Source organism: Moritella marina ATCC 15381 (genome assembly GCF_008931805.1).
GTDB classification, from domain to species: Bacteria; Pseudomonadota; Gammaproteobacteria; order Enterobacterales; family Moritellaceae; genus Moritella; species Moritella marina.
The window spans coordinates 2,958,755-2,976,648 of record NZ_CP044399.1; the positions used below are offsets into that span (position 1 = coordinate 2,958,755).

Annotated in this window: 15 protein-coding genes; all 15 read right to left on the bottom strand. The window is 36.8% G+C overall.

Annotated features, from left to right (window positions below; translation table 11 throughout):
• Positions 1-420: 420 nt before the first annotated feature.
• The 15 genes from FR932_RS13240 to FR932_RS13310 all read right to left on the bottom strand — a co-directional run bounded on the left by FR932_RS13240 (position 421) and on the right by FR932_RS13310 (position 17,889).
• On the bottom strand, positions 421-2,370 hold the full coding sequence (locus FR932_RS13240) for a GGDEF domain-containing protein (protein ID WP_019439587.1): 1,950 nt from the start codon (positions 2,368-2,370) through the stop codon (positions 421-423).
• A 13-nt stretch (positions 2,371-2,383) separates the two neighbouring features.
• Complete coding sequence (locus FR932_RS13245) at positions 2,384-4,426, bottom strand: EAL domain-containing protein (RefSeq protein WP_019439588.1); 2,043 nt, start codon at positions 4,424-4,426, stop codon at positions 2,384-2,386.
• Positions 4,427-4,502: 76 nt separating this feature from the next.
• A complete protein-coding gene (locus tag FR932_RS13250) occupies positions 4,503-7,199 on the bottom strand; it encodes an EAL domain-containing protein (RefSeq protein ID WP_019439589.1) in 2,697 nt (898 codons plus the stop codon).
• Positions 7,200-7,319: 120 nt separating this feature from the next.
• Complete coding sequence (locus FR932_RS13255) at positions 7,320-7,955, bottom strand: OmpA family protein (protein ID WP_019439590.1); 636 nt, start codon at positions 7,953-7,955, stop codon at positions 7,320-7,322.
• Positions 7,956-7,970: 15 nt separating this feature from the next.
• Positions 7,971-9,182, bottom strand: a complete 1,212-nt coding sequence (locus FR932_RS13260; protein WP_019439591.1) for a vWA domain-containing protein — start codon at positions 9,180-9,182, stop codon at positions 7,971-7,973.
• Between the two features lies 1 nt (position 9,183).
• Entirely contained in the window at positions 9,184-9,720 is a 537-nt protein-coding gene (gene tadF / locus FR932_RS13265; protein WP_019439592.1) for a tight adherence pilus pseudopilin TadF, read from the bottom strand.
• Positions 9,704-10,195, bottom strand: coding sequence for a TadE family protein (locus FR932_RS13270; protein ID WP_019439593.1), 492 nt, complete (start codon positions 10,193-10,195; stop codon positions 9,704-9,706). Before FR932_RS13270 ends, tadF begins: the two co-directional genes overlap by 17 nt.
• Before the next feature lie 15 nt (positions 10,196-10,210).
• A complete protein-coding gene (locus tag FR932_RS13275) occupies positions 10,211-10,846 on the bottom strand; it encodes a tetratricopeptide repeat protein (RefSeq protein WP_240532332.1) in 636 nt (211 codons plus the stop codon).
• Positions 10,847-10,907: 61 nt separating this feature from the next.
• The gene (locus tag FR932_RS13280; RefSeq protein ID WP_019439595.1) at positions 10,908-11,789 is read right to left on the bottom strand and encodes a type II secretion system F family protein; all 882 of its coding nucleotides are present in this window, start codon (positions 11,787-11,789) and stop codon (positions 10,908-10,910) included.
• Entirely contained in the window at positions 11,789-12,709 is a 921-nt protein-coding gene (locus FR932_RS13285; protein WP_019439596.1) for a type II secretion system F family protein, read from the bottom strand. The genes FR932_RS13280 and FR932_RS13285 overlap by 1 nt, the downstream gene beginning before the upstream one ends.
• On the bottom strand, positions 12,706-14,004 hold the full coding sequence (locus FR932_RS13290; protein WP_019439597.1) for a TadA family conjugal transfer-associated ATPase: 1,299 nt from the start codon (positions 14,002-14,004) through the stop codon (positions 12,706-12,708). Before FR932_RS13290 ends, FR932_RS13285 begins: the two co-directional genes overlap by 4 nt.
• Entirely contained in the window at positions 14,004-15,239 is a 1,236-nt protein-coding gene (locus FR932_RS13295) for a CpaE/TadZ family protein (RefSeq protein ID WP_019439598.1), read from the bottom strand. Before FR932_RS13295 ends, FR932_RS13290 begins: the two co-directional genes overlap by 1 nt.
• Positions 15,239-15,757, bottom strand: a complete 519-nt coding sequence (locus FR932_RS13300) for a hypothetical protein (protein WP_151676837.1) — start codon at positions 15,755-15,757, stop codon at positions 15,239-15,241. Before FR932_RS13300 ends, FR932_RS13295 begins: the two co-directional genes overlap by 1 nt.
• On the bottom strand, positions 15,754-17,070 hold the full coding sequence (locus FR932_RS13305; RefSeq protein ID WP_019439600.1) for a type II and III secretion system protein family protein: 1,317 nt from the start codon (positions 17,068-17,070) through the stop codon (positions 15,754-15,756). The genes FR932_RS13300 and FR932_RS13305 overlap by 4 nt, the downstream gene beginning before the upstream one ends.
• Positions 17,071-17,889 carry an RcpC/CpaB family pilus assembly protein gene (locus tag FR932_RS13310; protein ID WP_019439601.1) on the bottom strand — a complete coding sequence of 273 codons (819 nt, stop codon included), beginning with the start codon at positions 17,887-17,889 and terminating at the stop codon, positions 17,071-17,073. It lies immediately after the preceding gene.
• Positions 17,890-17,894: the final 5 nt, after the last annotated feature.

Sequence of the window (17,894 nt, forward strand, 5' to 3'; positions counted from 1 at the left end):
TAAAATAAATTGTTGAGCAGTACTAGTATGATTATATTCGACGTAACACAAACCACTGCGTAAATGCCCTGAACCATAACCAATAAGCGTAAAGCCGTGTGCCTCTTAGCAGCAGTAAAATCCATCTTCTCTCTCTGTTAAACGTTTCCATTCCCTGTTAGATATTGGCCATAGTATGCCCCATAAAATATTTAGTTACATACGTTTAAGTCAAAAATAATTAAGTCATATTTAATTATTTTTCTGTGTTATTAATAATAGCTGGATTTTTTAAGCAAACATAAAAAAGCGCGACACCAAGTTCGATGTCACGCTTTATTAACTAAAAGTTGGACTTAACGAAATGCTTAAAAATGAACTGATAAAGGCTAGCTTAAACATACCAAAATATAAGGCTGTTGTAAGGCTTTGAATCTGGAATTAAGCACTGATTAATGCGCGATTAGTCTTTTTATCTCGATACATTTTTTTATCTATATCACGTAATAAATCTTCCAGTGATACGCACTCATTACGACTTAATGAAATACCTAAAGAAAGCGAAACATCGAGCGTTTCTCCTGTCTCTTTAATCGTAAAACTAAAGCGCTGTAAGTGTTGAAATGAGTTTGTTACATCTGCTTGCATTTTATTAAACGTAAGAACAAATTCATCGCCGCCGATACGGTATGCTTTACCGGGCCAATAACATTGAATATTTCGAGCTAGTGCGACCAACACTTTATCTCCGACGTGATGACCATAATAATCATTAATCCGTTTGAAATTATTAATATCCATATAAACAAAAACATATTCACTTTTAACACCGGATTTAAACCGTTGAACCAGCGCTCGCCGATTACCTAATTTAGACAATAAATCTGTCGATGTTTGAATATAGAGAGAATAGATAAATAACAGCAGTAATATAACCACACCAGCAAAAGATAACAGAGTAAACCGTATGTATTTTATTTCAGCGAGCAGAGCAGACTTCCAGTCCGGTTGTACCCCGTAGAGATTGATAATACTCTCGACATCGACTAGAGGTAGCGCTGCTGAAAACAACCTTGCATAATGTTCACCTAACGTATTAAATTGAAAAGCAATCGCGATACCCATATTAATATCAGTCGAAATAGATTTAACATGTGATAAAGGTAATAAATTATCTTTATTTCTCATCAACTTATTAAAATTAGTTTCACCTAGCGGTATATAATCAACGTCTCCGTTAAGTAACGCATCCAGCATTTCATTTTGGTTACTAAATCGGTTAATTCGTTTTTTCGGTAAACGTTGTGTAATAAAGTCATCAAAGTAATCCCCGCTAATAACACCAATCCGTTCACCGACTAATTCAGATAAGCGATGATATTGATTGGTTTTATAGCCAAGACGACTGACAAACAACAGTTTGAGTTGATAATAGGGATCACTAAAATAAAATTGCTCTTTACGTTGTTCAGAAATAACCATAGCCGTAATCATATCAATTGATTTTTTATCGAGTGCGTTATAAATATCCTCCCACTCTTCATCAATACAGTTCACTAATTGACAATTTAGCCCTAAGATAGAGCATGCACTTTTAACAATAGAAAGACTCAAACCATTAACTGGCGCATTGCCATCTTTTTCTAGGTCTTCAACTTTAAATATAATTGGATTATTAGCATCGACGTCGCTAAGTATAAGCTTTTTACGTAGTGATATAATTCTGGTATTACGCTCATTAGTATTCATTATTTTCGTGACATGATTCTGCAAAAAATTCTTACTAAGAAAGCGATTAATTACTTTCATTAGCGCAGGATTTCGTCCCTTTTTCGTCGCAATTGAAACCGGTGATATATCAAAAACAGTGGATATACGCTCAGCTTTAAAATCCTGGTCAAGCGCATTCTCAAGCATTGTGACGCTACCAATGACAGCATCAAACTCATCATTGTCAAGAGAGCTAAACACGGAATCAGAATCATCATACTCCTCAAAGTACATGCCAGATAATTGCTGCCGAATAAGGCTCTCATAGCCTGATCCCTTAGGTGTTAAGATCCGATGGATATGTGATTTGCTAAACTTATGTCTTGTAAAAATATACGATGGATCAATATGGACGGGTGCACTGAAGTCCAAAAATGATTCTCTTTCAACGGTATAAGCTAGATCGCTCGAAAAATCTAAATATCCTTTATCCAATAAAGACAATAACTCATCAAGATTGTCATAGTAATGATATTCAAAATCAATCGACAATTCATCTGCTATATTCCGAAAGACAAAGGCACTTATCACGTCACTTTCAATGAAACCGACATGATATTTTTTAGCAAAAGCTTTATTGGGCGTTATAAAAAATACTAATAATAGAATAATAAATTTCATTACATATCCGAATCTAAAATTGGACATTATTTAAAAAGATAATATCTTCTATCGGTTTTGGCTTAGCAAAAAAGAACCCTTGTACTGTTGGGATATTTTCCTTTTCCATTAGCTCAACTTCACGCAGTGTTTCAACTCCCTCGACCACGATCTTTGCCCCGAGTACCCTGACAATCTTACAAGTGAGTAAAAATAGCTCTTCACCAATCTTATTATGTGTATTCATTGTCAATGTTCGGTCTATCTTGACGATATCAAACTCGTACTTTGATAAATAACCGAGTGACGAATAACCGGAACCAAAATCATCTAACGCAATTTTAACCCCTAACCCTCTAAACTTTAGGATCGTGCTCGCCGTATTGAACTCATCTTTGATCAATACACCTTCGGTTATCTCTAATATGATACTCGAAAATGGTACATTTATTTTTTCAATTTCACTTTTAACAATATTAAAAAAGCCTGCCTTAATGAAAGTCTCTGGCGACACATTAATAGAGACTGTAATACCAAATTCTTTAATGAACGGCGCAGTTTCAGCTAACGCTCGATGCAGTACCCAAAAGTCTAAATCTGATGCTAATCCCACTTTATGAAAATCATCGATAAATGTCGGGGGGCTTATTTTACCCTTATGATCTTGATGACGAATTAAGGCTTCGATAGATATTATTTTTTTATTTTTCATATCATATTGAGGTTGAAAAAATAATACAAAACTACCACTACCTTGCAACTTATTTATACGATCCTGCGCTAGCAGATTCTGATTCATTGCAGGTAATACTCCGCCAATAGGATTACTTTCGTTAAGCTTCTGATAATTAAAATATTTATTAGACAGCGATTTTGAAAACAAACCATTTTCTATTGTCATACTGTCTATACGACGGAAAAATGGCGCGTAAATTAAAAAACCAATAATAATAATTACCACTTGTAGCACTACAGCATTAATATCACCATCTGTGGATAAATAACCACTGTATAATGTCGGAGTCATCCAGCTAATAGGGATAGTAATAGGAGCAACAAAGCCTAATGTCGTCACTAAATAGGCAAGGGACAAAGACAATACTGGCACCATAATAAAGGGAATAATTAAAATGGGGTTAAACATAACAGGCAAACCATATATAACTAATTCATTAATATTAAAAACACTAAACGTCAAGGCCACAATTCCAAGGCGAGAATAGCCTTTGCTTTTTGCAAGCAACATGCAAAGAACTAAACTCAACGAGTTACCAGCACCACCGATCGAGGCATAAGTAGTCAAAAACATACTATTTATAATATTCTCAGAATGACATTTAAGCTCTACTATATTAACCACATTACTACAATCAAAATCTAATGAATAACTAGAAATTACAGCATGGCCATTCATGCCAATAAACCAAAGTAGATTCCGAGTTGTTTCTAATATAAGCGCATCAAATAATGGATGTATATTATAATCTAAAAACCAATTTTCTGTTGCAGACATCATTAAATTTGATAAATAAAATACTGGAAATCCAATAATAACAATAACGAGAAAAGTTATTATTATAAGGTTTAACGACTCCTCTACGACATTAGGTAATTCAGTTCGTATAATCCACTCTTTACTTTCAATATAGAAAATTAACTTAGACACTAAAATTGGAATTAATACCAAAATTAAAAACGGTATGTTCAAATTAATTGGTCTATTACCGCCTACAGTCAGAGAGTTTGTCGAAGCACATATCATAAACACTATTGCGAAAGAAGCTGTCATCACCAATACTCGAGAGATATTTTCTTTTTGAGACAGAAATAGAGAAAAATATGTTAATAATAACATCGGATAGAGCATGCGTAAAACGTCTGAAGCCGTCTTGAAAAAATGACTTAATAAGTAAGAATTCGCCATATCAAATAATGACGCTAAACCATCAAGTATCGCAGATATAACCGGGATAGGTAATAACATTACAAAAATATTACACAACCCACCTAAGTAAATATTTTCAGATAAACTATATAATGATTTACGCATCATATTACTTAAACTTATTTTAGCCATCACTCGATATCACCAACGTTTAAAATCATTTTTTTGTACATCCAATATAGATATTTTCGTCACTAGAACACATATTTCAATATTTATTTTTCAATGTAATAAAGCTATTTTGATCGATCGGTTTTGAATATTTCCAACCTTGTACTTTGTTAACACCTAATTCTACGGCAAGAGATTCATCTCGTTCATTCTCAATACCTTCAAATACAATTTCATTACTTAATTTTTTTATTTCATTAATTAGTACTTTTATCGATAATATAAACGTGTCATTGTTGTGCATTGCATTAAACAAACTACGGTCTAGCTTTACACAATCAAATCTAAATTCACTGAGCATAACCAACGAGGAGTTACCTGTACTGAAATCATCGAGTGAGAACCTCACCGAAAAATCGCGTCTAATTTCCGTGATAAATGCGATAACTTCATGCTTATGTTCAGGTAAGATTGATTCGGTAATTTCAAACTCTAAATTTTCCAGCATCCTATTTTGAGTCAATAGTTTGCGTAAATCACGTTTGAAATCATCACAAACAATACTTTCAGAACTCAGGTTAATAGAAAAAATAACATCAAAAAAACCATTTATTTTAATGAAGGAGATGGTCTTTGCTAACACCATATAATCTAATTCTGGAATACGTCCACACTGCTCTAAATAGTGCACGAATACCTGAGGAGAATAGTGCGTACCATTGATACAGAGACGCGCCAACGCTTCCGCGCCATATATCTGGCCCGTATTCAAATCAAACTTGGGTTGGAAATTTATATCAAACAACTGACCCTTTAACGCTTTATTAATAACATCTTTGATGATGTTACGATTAATGTACTCCTTTACCTCTTTAGTCTCCTCGTAAGAGTAGAATAAACAGTTATCATCCAGCGAGTTCGCGTACATAGCTTCGGCACTTGCAATCAGATCTGACTTCATATCAGTCGTTATTTCTTTTATCCCACAGTTAAATATAATGTGTTTCTTTTGAGCATTATATTTTAACGCCACCAACAGACTTTGTATTTTTTCAATTGAATCTTGTTTAGAAAAAACGACAAAATGGTCTCCGTATAGACGGAATATTTTTTCACCCGATGAAAAACATACCTTAATAATACCGGCAAATATTTTTATTACATTATTAGAATATTCCACACCTTCTGATTTTTTAAGACTTTCAAGGTTAGCGATACTAATATAAGTTATATAATTAAATTTATTCTTCTTGTGGTATTTATGCATTAAATTCGGGTTTAATAATTGAGTGCTAGGATCAATACTTACTTTTTTATAATAAGTATAAATACAAATCACCAAAATAATAGATAGAATAATATAAGAGTAAAAATCTCTTGATCTCAATGCCATTTCACCCTCCATAACCGATTGTAGAATAAGGTCTCTGGTATGATTACTCATTCCGACATAACCGGTGTTGTTGGATATCTCGATTAGTGAATTTAATATAGATAACAAGGCATTACTTTCAGAGTTTAATTTCGGGACTAAAAACACGACCGATTTCAGACCTAATGGAATTTCAATGATATTTAAATCTAGGTCTTCCGCAAATAATAATCTGCCATCTAGATCAGTTGAAATAAAGGCATCTATCTCACCTTGCTTAAAAGATTCGATAAGCTCAGCTTGATGCGAAAACTCAATATACTCAGCTGGTATTGAGTGCAGATCTTGGGGCATGCTTTTCATTATACCAATACGCTGAACTTCGTTAACTCGCGTATTTTTAAATAGCGCAACTCGCACTAACCCTAAGGTCTTTGTGGCTAAATTTTGCTCCAATACCCCGGGATCATATAACGCCATTTTGACGTCATCATCATACAAATCAAAACAGTTATCATCATGGCAATCCTGAGCTATAAGATCAATATCATATAGCTCTTCCGCCAAACTCTTATACTTGTTAAAAATCAAGAAATCGGTATATTTATCGCCATAAAAAGGAAATAAATGAAAACTAATCAGTATATTAACAGGCTTACTATTCTGTAGTTCTGCACTGGACAAGGGTAAATATTGCGTATTGCCAGTCTCAGATGGTATATTTTCTACGCTGCCAATAATGGCATTTATCATGGGTAATAGCGCAGCACTTTTGCTTTTAATCACAGCTATATGACTACTCAATGCTGTCGATATAGGCATTTTTAAATGATGGTAATAGCTTATGTGTGAGCTTCCGGATACGAATAAAGAGGCTTTGTTTAGCTCTGAAATAGAGCCAACTAATTTAATTGGATTGCTTAATCCAACTGACGCTAGAAATGCCTCAGTCAACTCAACCCAAGCAGAGCCTTTAAGTGTCTCTATCGCTTGTCCCGATTGAAGTTGTTCCAGTAACGGGCCATTACTGACAATATAAGGGGTTTCATCGCTTAACTTTACTGAAAAATCGAGATACTGCTGTCTAAGTTGGGTCTTAGATAGATCAAAAATAACATCAACTTTTTCATCCTTAGCCAGAGCAGTTAATTCAATTAAATTCTTTTCAATAATCAGGATATTCAGCCCTGAACAGCGCTCTATTGACTCTGTAATAACTTCATATGCAGAGCTGCCATTAGCTACTTCCCTGGTGTATAAGCTATCGCTAACAAGGCCAATTTTGATAGTTTCATTCTGATAAGATGATTTATCGATTACAGCAGCAGTTAAACCACAATTGGCATAAGCCGGCGTTAAAAAGATAAAAAACAGCAACAAGTAAAATACATATGGACTAAATGTGTAAAAAATAGGCTTCATAATAGTGGTACACTCAATTTCGATTAACTTGCTGGATCAAGAAATCAGTCTATCGAGCTTTACGCTTCTTTACTTTAAGCAAATGTAAGCTGGTATAACGTCCATGTTAATCAACAAGTATTACAAACGAATAATATCAACCTCTACTCGCCTATTTAGCTCTCTTCCAGCTGCTGTATCATTATTAAAATCAGGTTTTCCCTCTCCTTCAGAATCAAATGCAATCCCTTGTTCGTTAACATTATTCTCGATTAAATACTGCTTCACTCTTTGCGAACGTCTTATACCAAGTTCGTAATTATATACATCTTTACCAATAGCATCAGCATGGCCAGTTAACTGTAAGTGACTACTTGAATATTTAATACTCTGAGCGAGTCCCTTTAAAGTATAACGACTTTCATCCGTTAATTCATGCTCGTCAAACGCAAAGTTAACGCGAGCAAAAATACCTTTATCGCCAGCGCTTAGCGTACTATTTTTATATAAATACGTAGCGCACTGCTCTTTTAAGCCCATATCAGCAAAGCTTTGCGTCATAATGTTAAGTACATAATCAGTATCACTACTGGTTGTGACGGCCATAATTTGATGCTGCTTTTCGTAAACTCGTGTAGCCTGACCGACTGCAACATCGACTTGATATTCTTTCTTTTCGTCTGAGCAATAGGCAATAAACTCGCTTTGTTTCATCGCCTGTACAGAGACACTAGTACAAGCTGATAGTGTGGCTAACAACATTATTTTATATTTCATACATTCCCTTCACTGCTATTGTAGATGGCCAATTTCTTCAGAGATTAACTCTAATATTTTATCTATTATTTGTTGTTCATTGTCGACTTCATAAATGTTTTCATTGCCGACACACCGCGCTAATTCTTTATTTTCGTCGAGCTCATCACCAAAGGAAATAGCAGCTAATTTAGCAGAGTACTGCTCCCCATTAGCATTTTCACCTGTCGAAAGTCCATTTGTAATTAATTTACAATATCCCCTTTCATTTAATGACCTATGAGTCCGAATTCTTGAATCAATGCCATCTGAAAGTACGACCAGCAACCTTCTCGAGTTACTTCCTTGTTTAAGCATTTGAGCTCCGCTAATAATCCCTTCATATGAAGATGTACCACCTCCAGGCTGAAAAGCTTCAAAACGGCGAATAAAATCATCGTAATCATTAGTTAAAGGGATATCATAATAATATGATCTATATGAATTCTGCGGTGAGTTAAAACCTTTGTTCCAAAGGGAACGGATCGTAACGTCTGCATTATTCTTATAGTTCAGGATTTGATTCTGTCTTGAATCAACAGTGAAATAAGTGAAGGGGACTACCCCAACGTTATTTTCACCCTTAGTTTTTTTATCCATTTTTTTTATTTCGTCGGTAAGACTTTTCATTACGCGTTTAAGGGTATCTATCTTTGCCTTCCCGTTCCAGGGATGTTTCATTGAACCTGAAAAATCCGCGACAAAAACAACATCAACCGCTTTATTAACGTATTTTCTGGATTTCGCACTATGCCCAACTGTGAATGTATCGCCAAAGCCAACAATGGATTCATTGCCTGGAAACCAGGTATCATGGCGAGTTTGGGCTTCAATTCTATATTCATAAAAACGACTACCACCTTTTTTTAACCCTGCTTGGCATTCTAGATTATCAGCACACGATAAACGATTTATCTTAAGCTGATTAGGTAATACATCTACCTGACCATAAAAGTAATTAGAAATGATACTACTGGCTAGTGAGCGATTAATTTCGGAACCACTACCATCAAATCGAGTATCTTTATTATTAGCATTTGTTGCCGATATCGTTAGCACTGCAACTTCTGCAGCATCCCCTAATCTCGCTTTGTTTTGTAATGCACGAACCCCATCAGTCGCTAATGTAAAAATGCCAAATAACACCGGTATTATCATGGTAAATAACAGTGCTGCATGGCCTTTTTGATGCTGGTAATATAAATTCATATCATCGGCCTATAATGACAGAGCTAGACGAAACGCGATTAAATTCTTCACCGATTAATTCTCCAAACCAATTATCTGTTTTATACATCATAGTCACACGATAAATAGTCGCCTTTCGCCCCCAACTAGTCTGAACCGCTAAATTAGCTAACTCATTCATTGCGACATAAGGCGTAATAGATTGATTACCTCCACGAAACGAGGATACAGACATCTCATTTTGAGCATTAAACTGTAATGCTTCAATAGACAACCCCCATCGCTTTCCATCAAAATTATGAGATGTTCTGCGCATACTGCTTTTTGCAATCCTATTAAGGATCTCGACTTCCTTATTAGCTAATACATAGTTTTCATATTGAAATTGGGTTCGCTCTCTAAGAATATTTGCTACTGAGTAACTGAGTCGATCTAACTTACCTTTGAGTGATAATTTAATAATCACATCCGTGCTAAAAACCAGAATTAAAGAAAACATCACCCCAACAATGGCAAATTCAACGGTAAAGTTACCACCTTGTTTAAAACTTAAATGCATCTCGTTCATACTCCTGTATAACAATGGACTCTCGAACCAGTAATTGCTCATCAGTTAAAAAATAATTGAATATCGGATCATATTCATACTCAACTCGGTATATGGCAATAGGACTATTATTTTTTACTCCGCATTCTTTGAACTTGTCATCTCCGGTTTTACAAGCTGCTGTGATACTCTTCAGCATCTTCAAATCTGTAATATAATGAATAGATACTTTAAACTTGCTGGTATCAAGAAACTCAGACCATAACGAGCCATTACTTTTGATACTGCGTCGAAATTGATTCATATAGTCACCGTCACGTTTCTTAACTACGCGAGAAGATTCAGCCAATGCCAAATCCGTCAAGCCCGATATATAAGAGACGTAGCTCATTTCAACCCAGGCACAAACTAATAACCAAAACGGAATTAAGCCAAGCACAAACTCTATCGTCGCAACGCCACTCTGTGGCCTCAACATTTTATTCATTACAATGACTCCATATCACAATTTTAATTCAAGTAATTCAGCTATAATCCCGTCTATTTCACTTTGTGAATATTGCGACATTAAGATACTTCTTACTGCACTTACATCGTCAATTTGAGCAAAAGCGATAAGCAGATTAGACTTAATTTTAATATCATTTTTATCTTGCCTGTAAAGCGGTGTTAATCGCGATATCGCAGCCTGAGGCTTTCTCTCAAACAAATCTAAAACAGCTAAATTATTTTGAATAATGGTATCGTCATGAAAATGAGTCCTCGCACGATTAAAATATAATCTTGATTCTTCATAGCGGTTATTTTCAGCATGAATTAGCCCCATCATATTTTCAATTTCGGCATTAATACTCTCATTCGCCAAGATGGTTTCACACGTTAATTGTGCATTATAAAAATCGTTAATTTTATAAAGAGCCTTGGCCTTTATCGACAATATTTCACTGGAAACATCATTTTTCTCGAGCAAGGGAACTAGCGTAAACAAACTTGATTCATAGTCATCAATCAACAAATAAGTGTTCGCCAGTTTTGTTCGTATGCTAGTGCTATCACTCTTCTTTAACTCAGCCTTATACAAGTCAATCATCTTGTGATAGTTATGCGTTTGTTCATAAAAATCGAGTGAGTTAGACATCGACTCATCGTTATTCGCCGCGCAGCCAGAAATAAGCAACAGCATAGTGAACATCATATATTTATGCACTTTCCAACAACCTCATGATCCCTGGCGCTGCGATAAGAATAACAATTGGCACCATAATAAATAAAATAAGTGGAATTGACATTTTAGCCGCCAACTGACCGATTTTTTCTTCTATACTCAACATTTGTAATTCACGTATATCCTTAGCTAACGTTGTTAAAATAGTGTATATCGACGAACCGTATCTCAAACTCTGTTTAAGCGTCACGACAAAACTACGCATTTCATTGCTGGGAACTAACTCATGTAATTCGTCTAAGGCTTTTTCCAACCCGACAATCTGTGAGCGTTCATTAGTCTTACTAAGGTAATGACATATATCCTTGTCAAATGCTGCCATCTCTTTGGATAGGTAGCGTATCGACGATTCAATCGTCATACCAGTTTGTATACAAACTGCCATCAGATCTAATAAATAAGGTAGTTTATTAGCAATTTTATAACGTAATTGCTTGCTCCTAGAATCAAGATAAAAATCTGGCAGTATCACACAAATCAACACCCATATTGCGATGAATATCACATGTTGACTGATTTTTATCGACAGGTTAGGCAGCAAGAAATAATAAGTAAATAAGCCGATAACCAATAACGTATATTTAATTTTTAGATAGTTTTCACCCCAAGTCACATGGTAGAAACCTGCGGACTCAAATCTATTCTTGGTTATCTTTGTTCGATCATGGCGTTTTTTATTGACCTGCGACTTTGCCAACGCAGACCGTGGCCCATCCATTCCTGTATATTTAAAAACATGGAGCTTAGAGAATGCCTTTCTACGAATCCAAAAAATAGTCAGATTAAATATAATGAGCCCGAAACCAATACTCACCAACAACAGCATAAAGAATAATTTATGTTTATCGCTCAGCATTACTTTACGCCTTTCATCAAAGACCAAATAATGGTCATACCAATTAATTCACTTACTAATACGTAATAAAGGATCGGTTTACCAGAGGCACTAAACATTACAAATTCGAAATTTTCTGGGCTTAGATATTGCAACATAAACAAAAATATAAAAGGAATTGCGCCGACAATTTTAGCCGATGTTCTGGCTTCAGAGGTCATCGCATACTTTTTCTTTTCAATTGCATTAGAATCGAAGATCAAACGGTTTAATCGCGTTATTATTTCTTTCAACTGACCACCTCGCTGCATATTCGCACGCAACGTAATAACAAAAAATTGAAACGTAGGATAGGGATAACGTATACATGATTTTTGAAAAACTTTGTCCGGTGTTTCACCTAACTGTAGTCGCTCGCCCATTATCTTAAACTCCCGACCGACATCATCATCTAACGACTGGCCAACAAAAATAATCGCATGCATAATACTGTCACCGGCACTCACAGCACTAGCGAGCATATTAAGCGCATCAGGAAAAGACGCTTCAAATTTTTTCTGCGCGCGCTTTACCAACCAAAAATAACCCGCAACAGAAGAAAAAAGGCACATAGGCAGTGAAACAAACAACCAATTAACTCGAAAGAAAGTGGTATTAACAACCTGTGATAACATCATAATCACCACCATAAACAGACCAACTTTAAGCGCTGCCCCCTTCCCGAGATAACGCTGTAAATTAAACCACAACCTTTGCCACTTTTGTTTCCAATTTAGCGTTGTCAACGAGTTAAAGTTTAACGCTTGCTTATCATCATCCATCGAACTAACCAATACAGTGCGGTTCAGCCCTTCAAGGTATTTTTTTTTGGTTTTGCTACTTGGTTTCAAGCTTAAAAGTAGTAGTCCGCCACCAAGGCAAACGCATAGGCTGGCTATCATGCCTGCTCTCCTACTTTAAACTCCGGTTCACCAACACGGAATGCAGCTGATAACTTATCTTCTAAGCCAAAGAAACGGGCCTTTTCCATTAATATTGAGCGCTGCATTAAACCAGCTGTAATAAAATTACCGTTGACCTTACCACTCTGAGATTGGGACATATTAGGTTGAAAACGAAAAATTTCTTCTAACACGACATTACAGCCCTCCAAACTAACCACCTCAGTAATACTCATTACTTTGCGGCTACCATCATGCAAACGACTAATTTGAATAACTAAATCAACAGCGCTGACAATGGTTCGTCGAATAGCTTCTAAAGGTAAATTATTCGTTGCCATCATCACCATAGATTCAACACGAGCAAGCGCGTCTCTTGGTGTATTAGCATGCAACGTTGACATGGAACCATCATGACCCGTATTCATTGCTTGCAACATTTCAAATGCTTCCGATCCTCGACACTCGCCGACAATGATTCGATCGGGTCTCATCCGTAATGAATTAATAACGAGATCGCGTTGTGTAATCGCACCATTACCTTCAATACCGGCGGTTCTAGTTTCAAGTCGCACCACATGCGGTTGCTGCAATTTAAGCTCGGCCGCATCTTCAATGCTGACAATCCTTTCGTTTTCAGAAATATATTGAGAAAGCGCGTTCATCATGGTGGTTTTACCTGAGCCCGTACCACCCGAAATTAAAATATTCAAACGACAACGAGCCGCGATCATCAGTAATTCGGCCATTTCTGGTGACATTGCACCAAGCTCTGCAAGATTATCTAAACCCAAACTGCTTTTTTTGAATTTACGTATAGAGATAGATGTACCATCTAAGGCCACAGGAGGAATAACGATATTCACACGACTGCCGTCTGCTAGGCGAGCATCACAGGTTGGTTGCGATTCGTCCACACGTCGTCCGACTCTATTAGCAATACGTTTAGCTATTTGTAGCAGTTGTTGCTCGTCAATAAATGACGCCATTGAACGCTCTACCAAACCATTACGTTCGATATAAATCTGACTCCAACCATTGATCATAATGTCGCTGATACCATCGTCATCCATTAAGGACTGCAAAGGGCCTAAGCCATGAATTTCGTCAATCAGACTCGTGACAAATTCAGCTCTTAGCATTTCGGTAAGCGGTAAACTTAGGCGTTCAGCCAATAAATCAATCGCGCCTGACAATTGCCTCCCAAGCTGCTCTTTAGTCAGACTATTAACGACTTCCAGTTCTAACGCGTCAAAGATTTGTAATCTCAGTTTGGCATAAACAGACATTTCCATTAGGGTTTTCTCTTAAAAAGCTGCTTAATTGAAAAGCGTGTAGGAGGCATATACTGTTGACCTAAAATCAAATCTGTAAGCTTATGGATCTTGTCCGACAAGGCGTTATCAAGCTGATAAATATGTTTACCTGCAATAATGTCTTTACTCGTACTTTTATTAAAACCACACACGACATCCACTTTTTGTCCTAAACACTTTTCAACTTCGGCGAGAGTGATTGTTGCAGACAGTTCCGGTCTAGTGTAGTTCATCACCAAAATGCACCTTAGCGGCGATCCTATTTTATCTAGCACAGAAATAATCCGTCCCGCTTCCCTGACACTCGATATACTAGGGTCAATGGTTAACACGAAAATATCGCATTCTTGCGAGACATAAATCAGATCCTTTTTACAGTTCACCGAACACGATAAATCTTCCAAAATAAAATTATTCTGACTGGCTAATTCCGTGGAAAAAATGCGGACATATTCTTTCAGCTCTAATTCATTTAACTCAGGCGACTCGATTGAAAGTACCGACAACATATCATTCAATTTTTTGGTCATGCTTGTGGCATAACTAAAGTCCATGTTGGCTGTCAATCCACCTTTTTGCACTGCGCGTTTTTCAAAGTCTGGGATACCTAAAAAAATATCGATATCGCCACCACTAAAGTGATGATCTACAACCACGCACGAGCTGTTTTTGAGATTACTTAAAATAAGTGCAACTTCACAGGTTAGCAGCGTCACCCCCGACCCGCCTTTGGTGCCCCAGAAAGCGACTTTCTTAGCGATTCGGTTTTTACCTAATCCCGCTTGTTGTTTACGGTTCTCATAAACGTGTTTAACAAAATCAACCAATTCCGCTTTAGTAATTGGCCAAAATAGGTAATAAAAACCCATGTTTTTTAAATTTCGAATTGTTGATATCGCGTCTTCACTACCAATAACAATCACCGAAGCATGGTTAGGTAGTAGATGCGAGATCCGCTCCATATCTTTAGCCACATCATTACTGCGGTTAAGATCAACAAGCACAACATCGATTAACGACTCTCTGACATGACGGCGGATATTTTCGTCGGTGTTTTCTAAAGTTGTAGGTGTCGTGAGTCCCTCAAAACGAAAAGCTTCTTGGACCAATTCTTTACATTCTAATGTTTGATTGAATAATACTGCGGAGAAGGTATCTTGCTTTCCGACTGCGTCATCATTTTTTAATTTAAGTATATCAACAATATTAAGCATTACGAATCCTTTGATGGACGGCTATCCAAGTCAGATTGATTCAATACGGCATCAGGACGGACCATCGACTTCCAGCGTGTCGAGTCCATTGAGCAACCTAAATCTCGGTTAAAAAAATAGCCCGATTGAGCAGAACGACAAATAGGCACTATCGCTTGATGATTGCTAATCTGAACAACATAATCGAAACGCTGGTTAATCGGTTTCTTAACTCGAGTGATCGCGATAGTCATTGCATCAATACCTTGTCCATGCAATTTAGATTCAGCTTGTAAGGCGAAGTTGTACGCGGTATCAGTAGCAACGAATATCTCGACTTGACCAGATAAAATGCGCTCGTGTTGCTCAATAAAAAACGTATCCAACCGATGCTGAGCATCTTTATTCTTATTCAAATTTAATGACAAGGTATAATAGGTCGGCACGATATCTATATGAATACCACGTGTGCTTTCAGCTCGGTCTGCACACGCAGTTAACAACAGAGTACTCATCATTAATATTTTAAAAATTCTCACAGCTTAAACCCTCCATTTGATAGTAACTCGTCGGTCCATTGCGTTTGTGCAGTCGAGAAATTACGTTCAACCGCAAATAAACGCTTAAATGTGGTGGTTCTTTGGATCGTTGGTAATTGGATTTTTGCTGCACTGATCGGTTTAACCAGATTAACGGTAGCTACAATGACCAACTCAGTTTTATTGCGTGAAGTTTCTGTTTTTCTAAATAGCGCGCCTAAAATAGGGATTTCAGACAGTAAAGGTACTTTATTTAACATTTCTTTATCTTCCGTACTCAATAGTCCACCAAGCAGAAAACTCTGACCATCACCCAGTTCAACAGTCGTACTTGCTTTACGTGTTTTAAGTGCAGGTATGTCATATGCGTACTGGGTATCTAAATTACTGACTTCAGGTTCAAGAGATAATCTAATTTTATTGTCTTGTAGTACTTCTGCAGAGACAGTCAATTTGACACCGTACTCTTTGTACGTCACCCTGGTTCCACCATCCTCCTGATAAATAACAGGTAATTCACCACCAACTAAAAATTCAGCTGACTCACCAGAGATAACCGACAAATTAGGTTCTGCTAATATTTGCCCTAATGAGTCATTACCTGATGCAGTGATCCAAGAAAAAACATCGCTACTTTCGCCTGTTACTAGGTTTTTCATAAACTCTCCGGCAACGAAGTTTTGGTTAAGGATAGTGCCGTACTCAACACCAATATCTTCCAGAAAAGAGTGCGATACTTCTGCTATCGACAATTTAACATTGACCTGCTTAGTCATCGCCACTTCAAGTTCATTTAATACGCCCGTATACACTTTTTTCTTCAGATACAGCCTGGTCGTATCTTGATTTTTTGAATCACTTAACGACGTTGAAACCAAATGTAAAATCTTATCAATAACATCTTGAGAAGACACTTTGCCACGTACCAAAATTTGTTTGCCCACATTGATGAGTCTCACTTGCTGCTCTGGATATAAAGCACTAATTTGGTGACGAATATTGGTAAGATTTCGCGCCACGACTATTTTATAATTACGAATGCTTTGGCCATCTTCATCAAAGATAATCAAGTGTGTTTGGCTGCGTTTTTTAGCATAGATTATGACTTTGTGTTTATCGATAACTTGATAATCTGCAATACTGGGATCGCTAATAAAAACAGTCCCTATTTCAGCCTTAGTGGTAACGGTATGTGCATCACCATTATCGATATAAATCCATTCCGCAGAATATGAATAATGAGGTAATGAGAATAAACATAATACGATGAGTATCTTCAATAGCAGGGGTGTCTGAACACTTATATTAGTCATTTATTTTATCACCATATTATTGCCACGCATTTCGGTCACCGATTTAAAATCAGGTAACACATCTCCAGCATCGGCCTTTAAATCTGCAGCTGAAAAATCACCTATAGATTTGTGTATTTCTATCTCCGCAATACGCTTCGCGACCGTTAATATCGCCACTTGTTTGCGCGTCAATTCCAAGACAATATCGACATTCGCAGAGCTCGGTTCTAACTCACCACTAATAATCTGAGTTTGTTGGATGACTTTAATCACTTTGATATTCATCATCACCGGAGTTACTCCGATCATTCTTGCTTTTTTTGACAATTCTGAACCGACCTCAATACTCATTTGATATTGCGGTAGTGTTAGTGCAACCAAGTCAACTCGCATGTTATTACTGACAGTACCGCCGACGACGGATTTAGCAGGTACGCTCAACACATAAGGCACTTGACCAGGGGCCAAAACAACGTCTATATAGGCATCATGTTGTGGCGGCACCAGCATGTCAGGAAAAAACAACGTGCCCTGAACCTGATCTTGTCGATAAACTGCACCGGAGGTGAAATTAATATTCACATCGGTATAAATACCTCGTTTATTCGCATCGACTTGCACTAAATACTGAACGTCAAAATCACTACGTTTAACCAATGTCCCACGTTGTACATCCTCTTTCAGCCACCACGTTTTAATTTTAACTACGGGGGCAATATTCTCTGCCAGCGGAATATTAGGCAGATCCTTTTCGATATGACTGAGACTGTCAGCAATACCATATAAGCCAAGGATAATTAACCCTATAGCAAGACTTAAAATGATTTTAGACTTCATAGAAG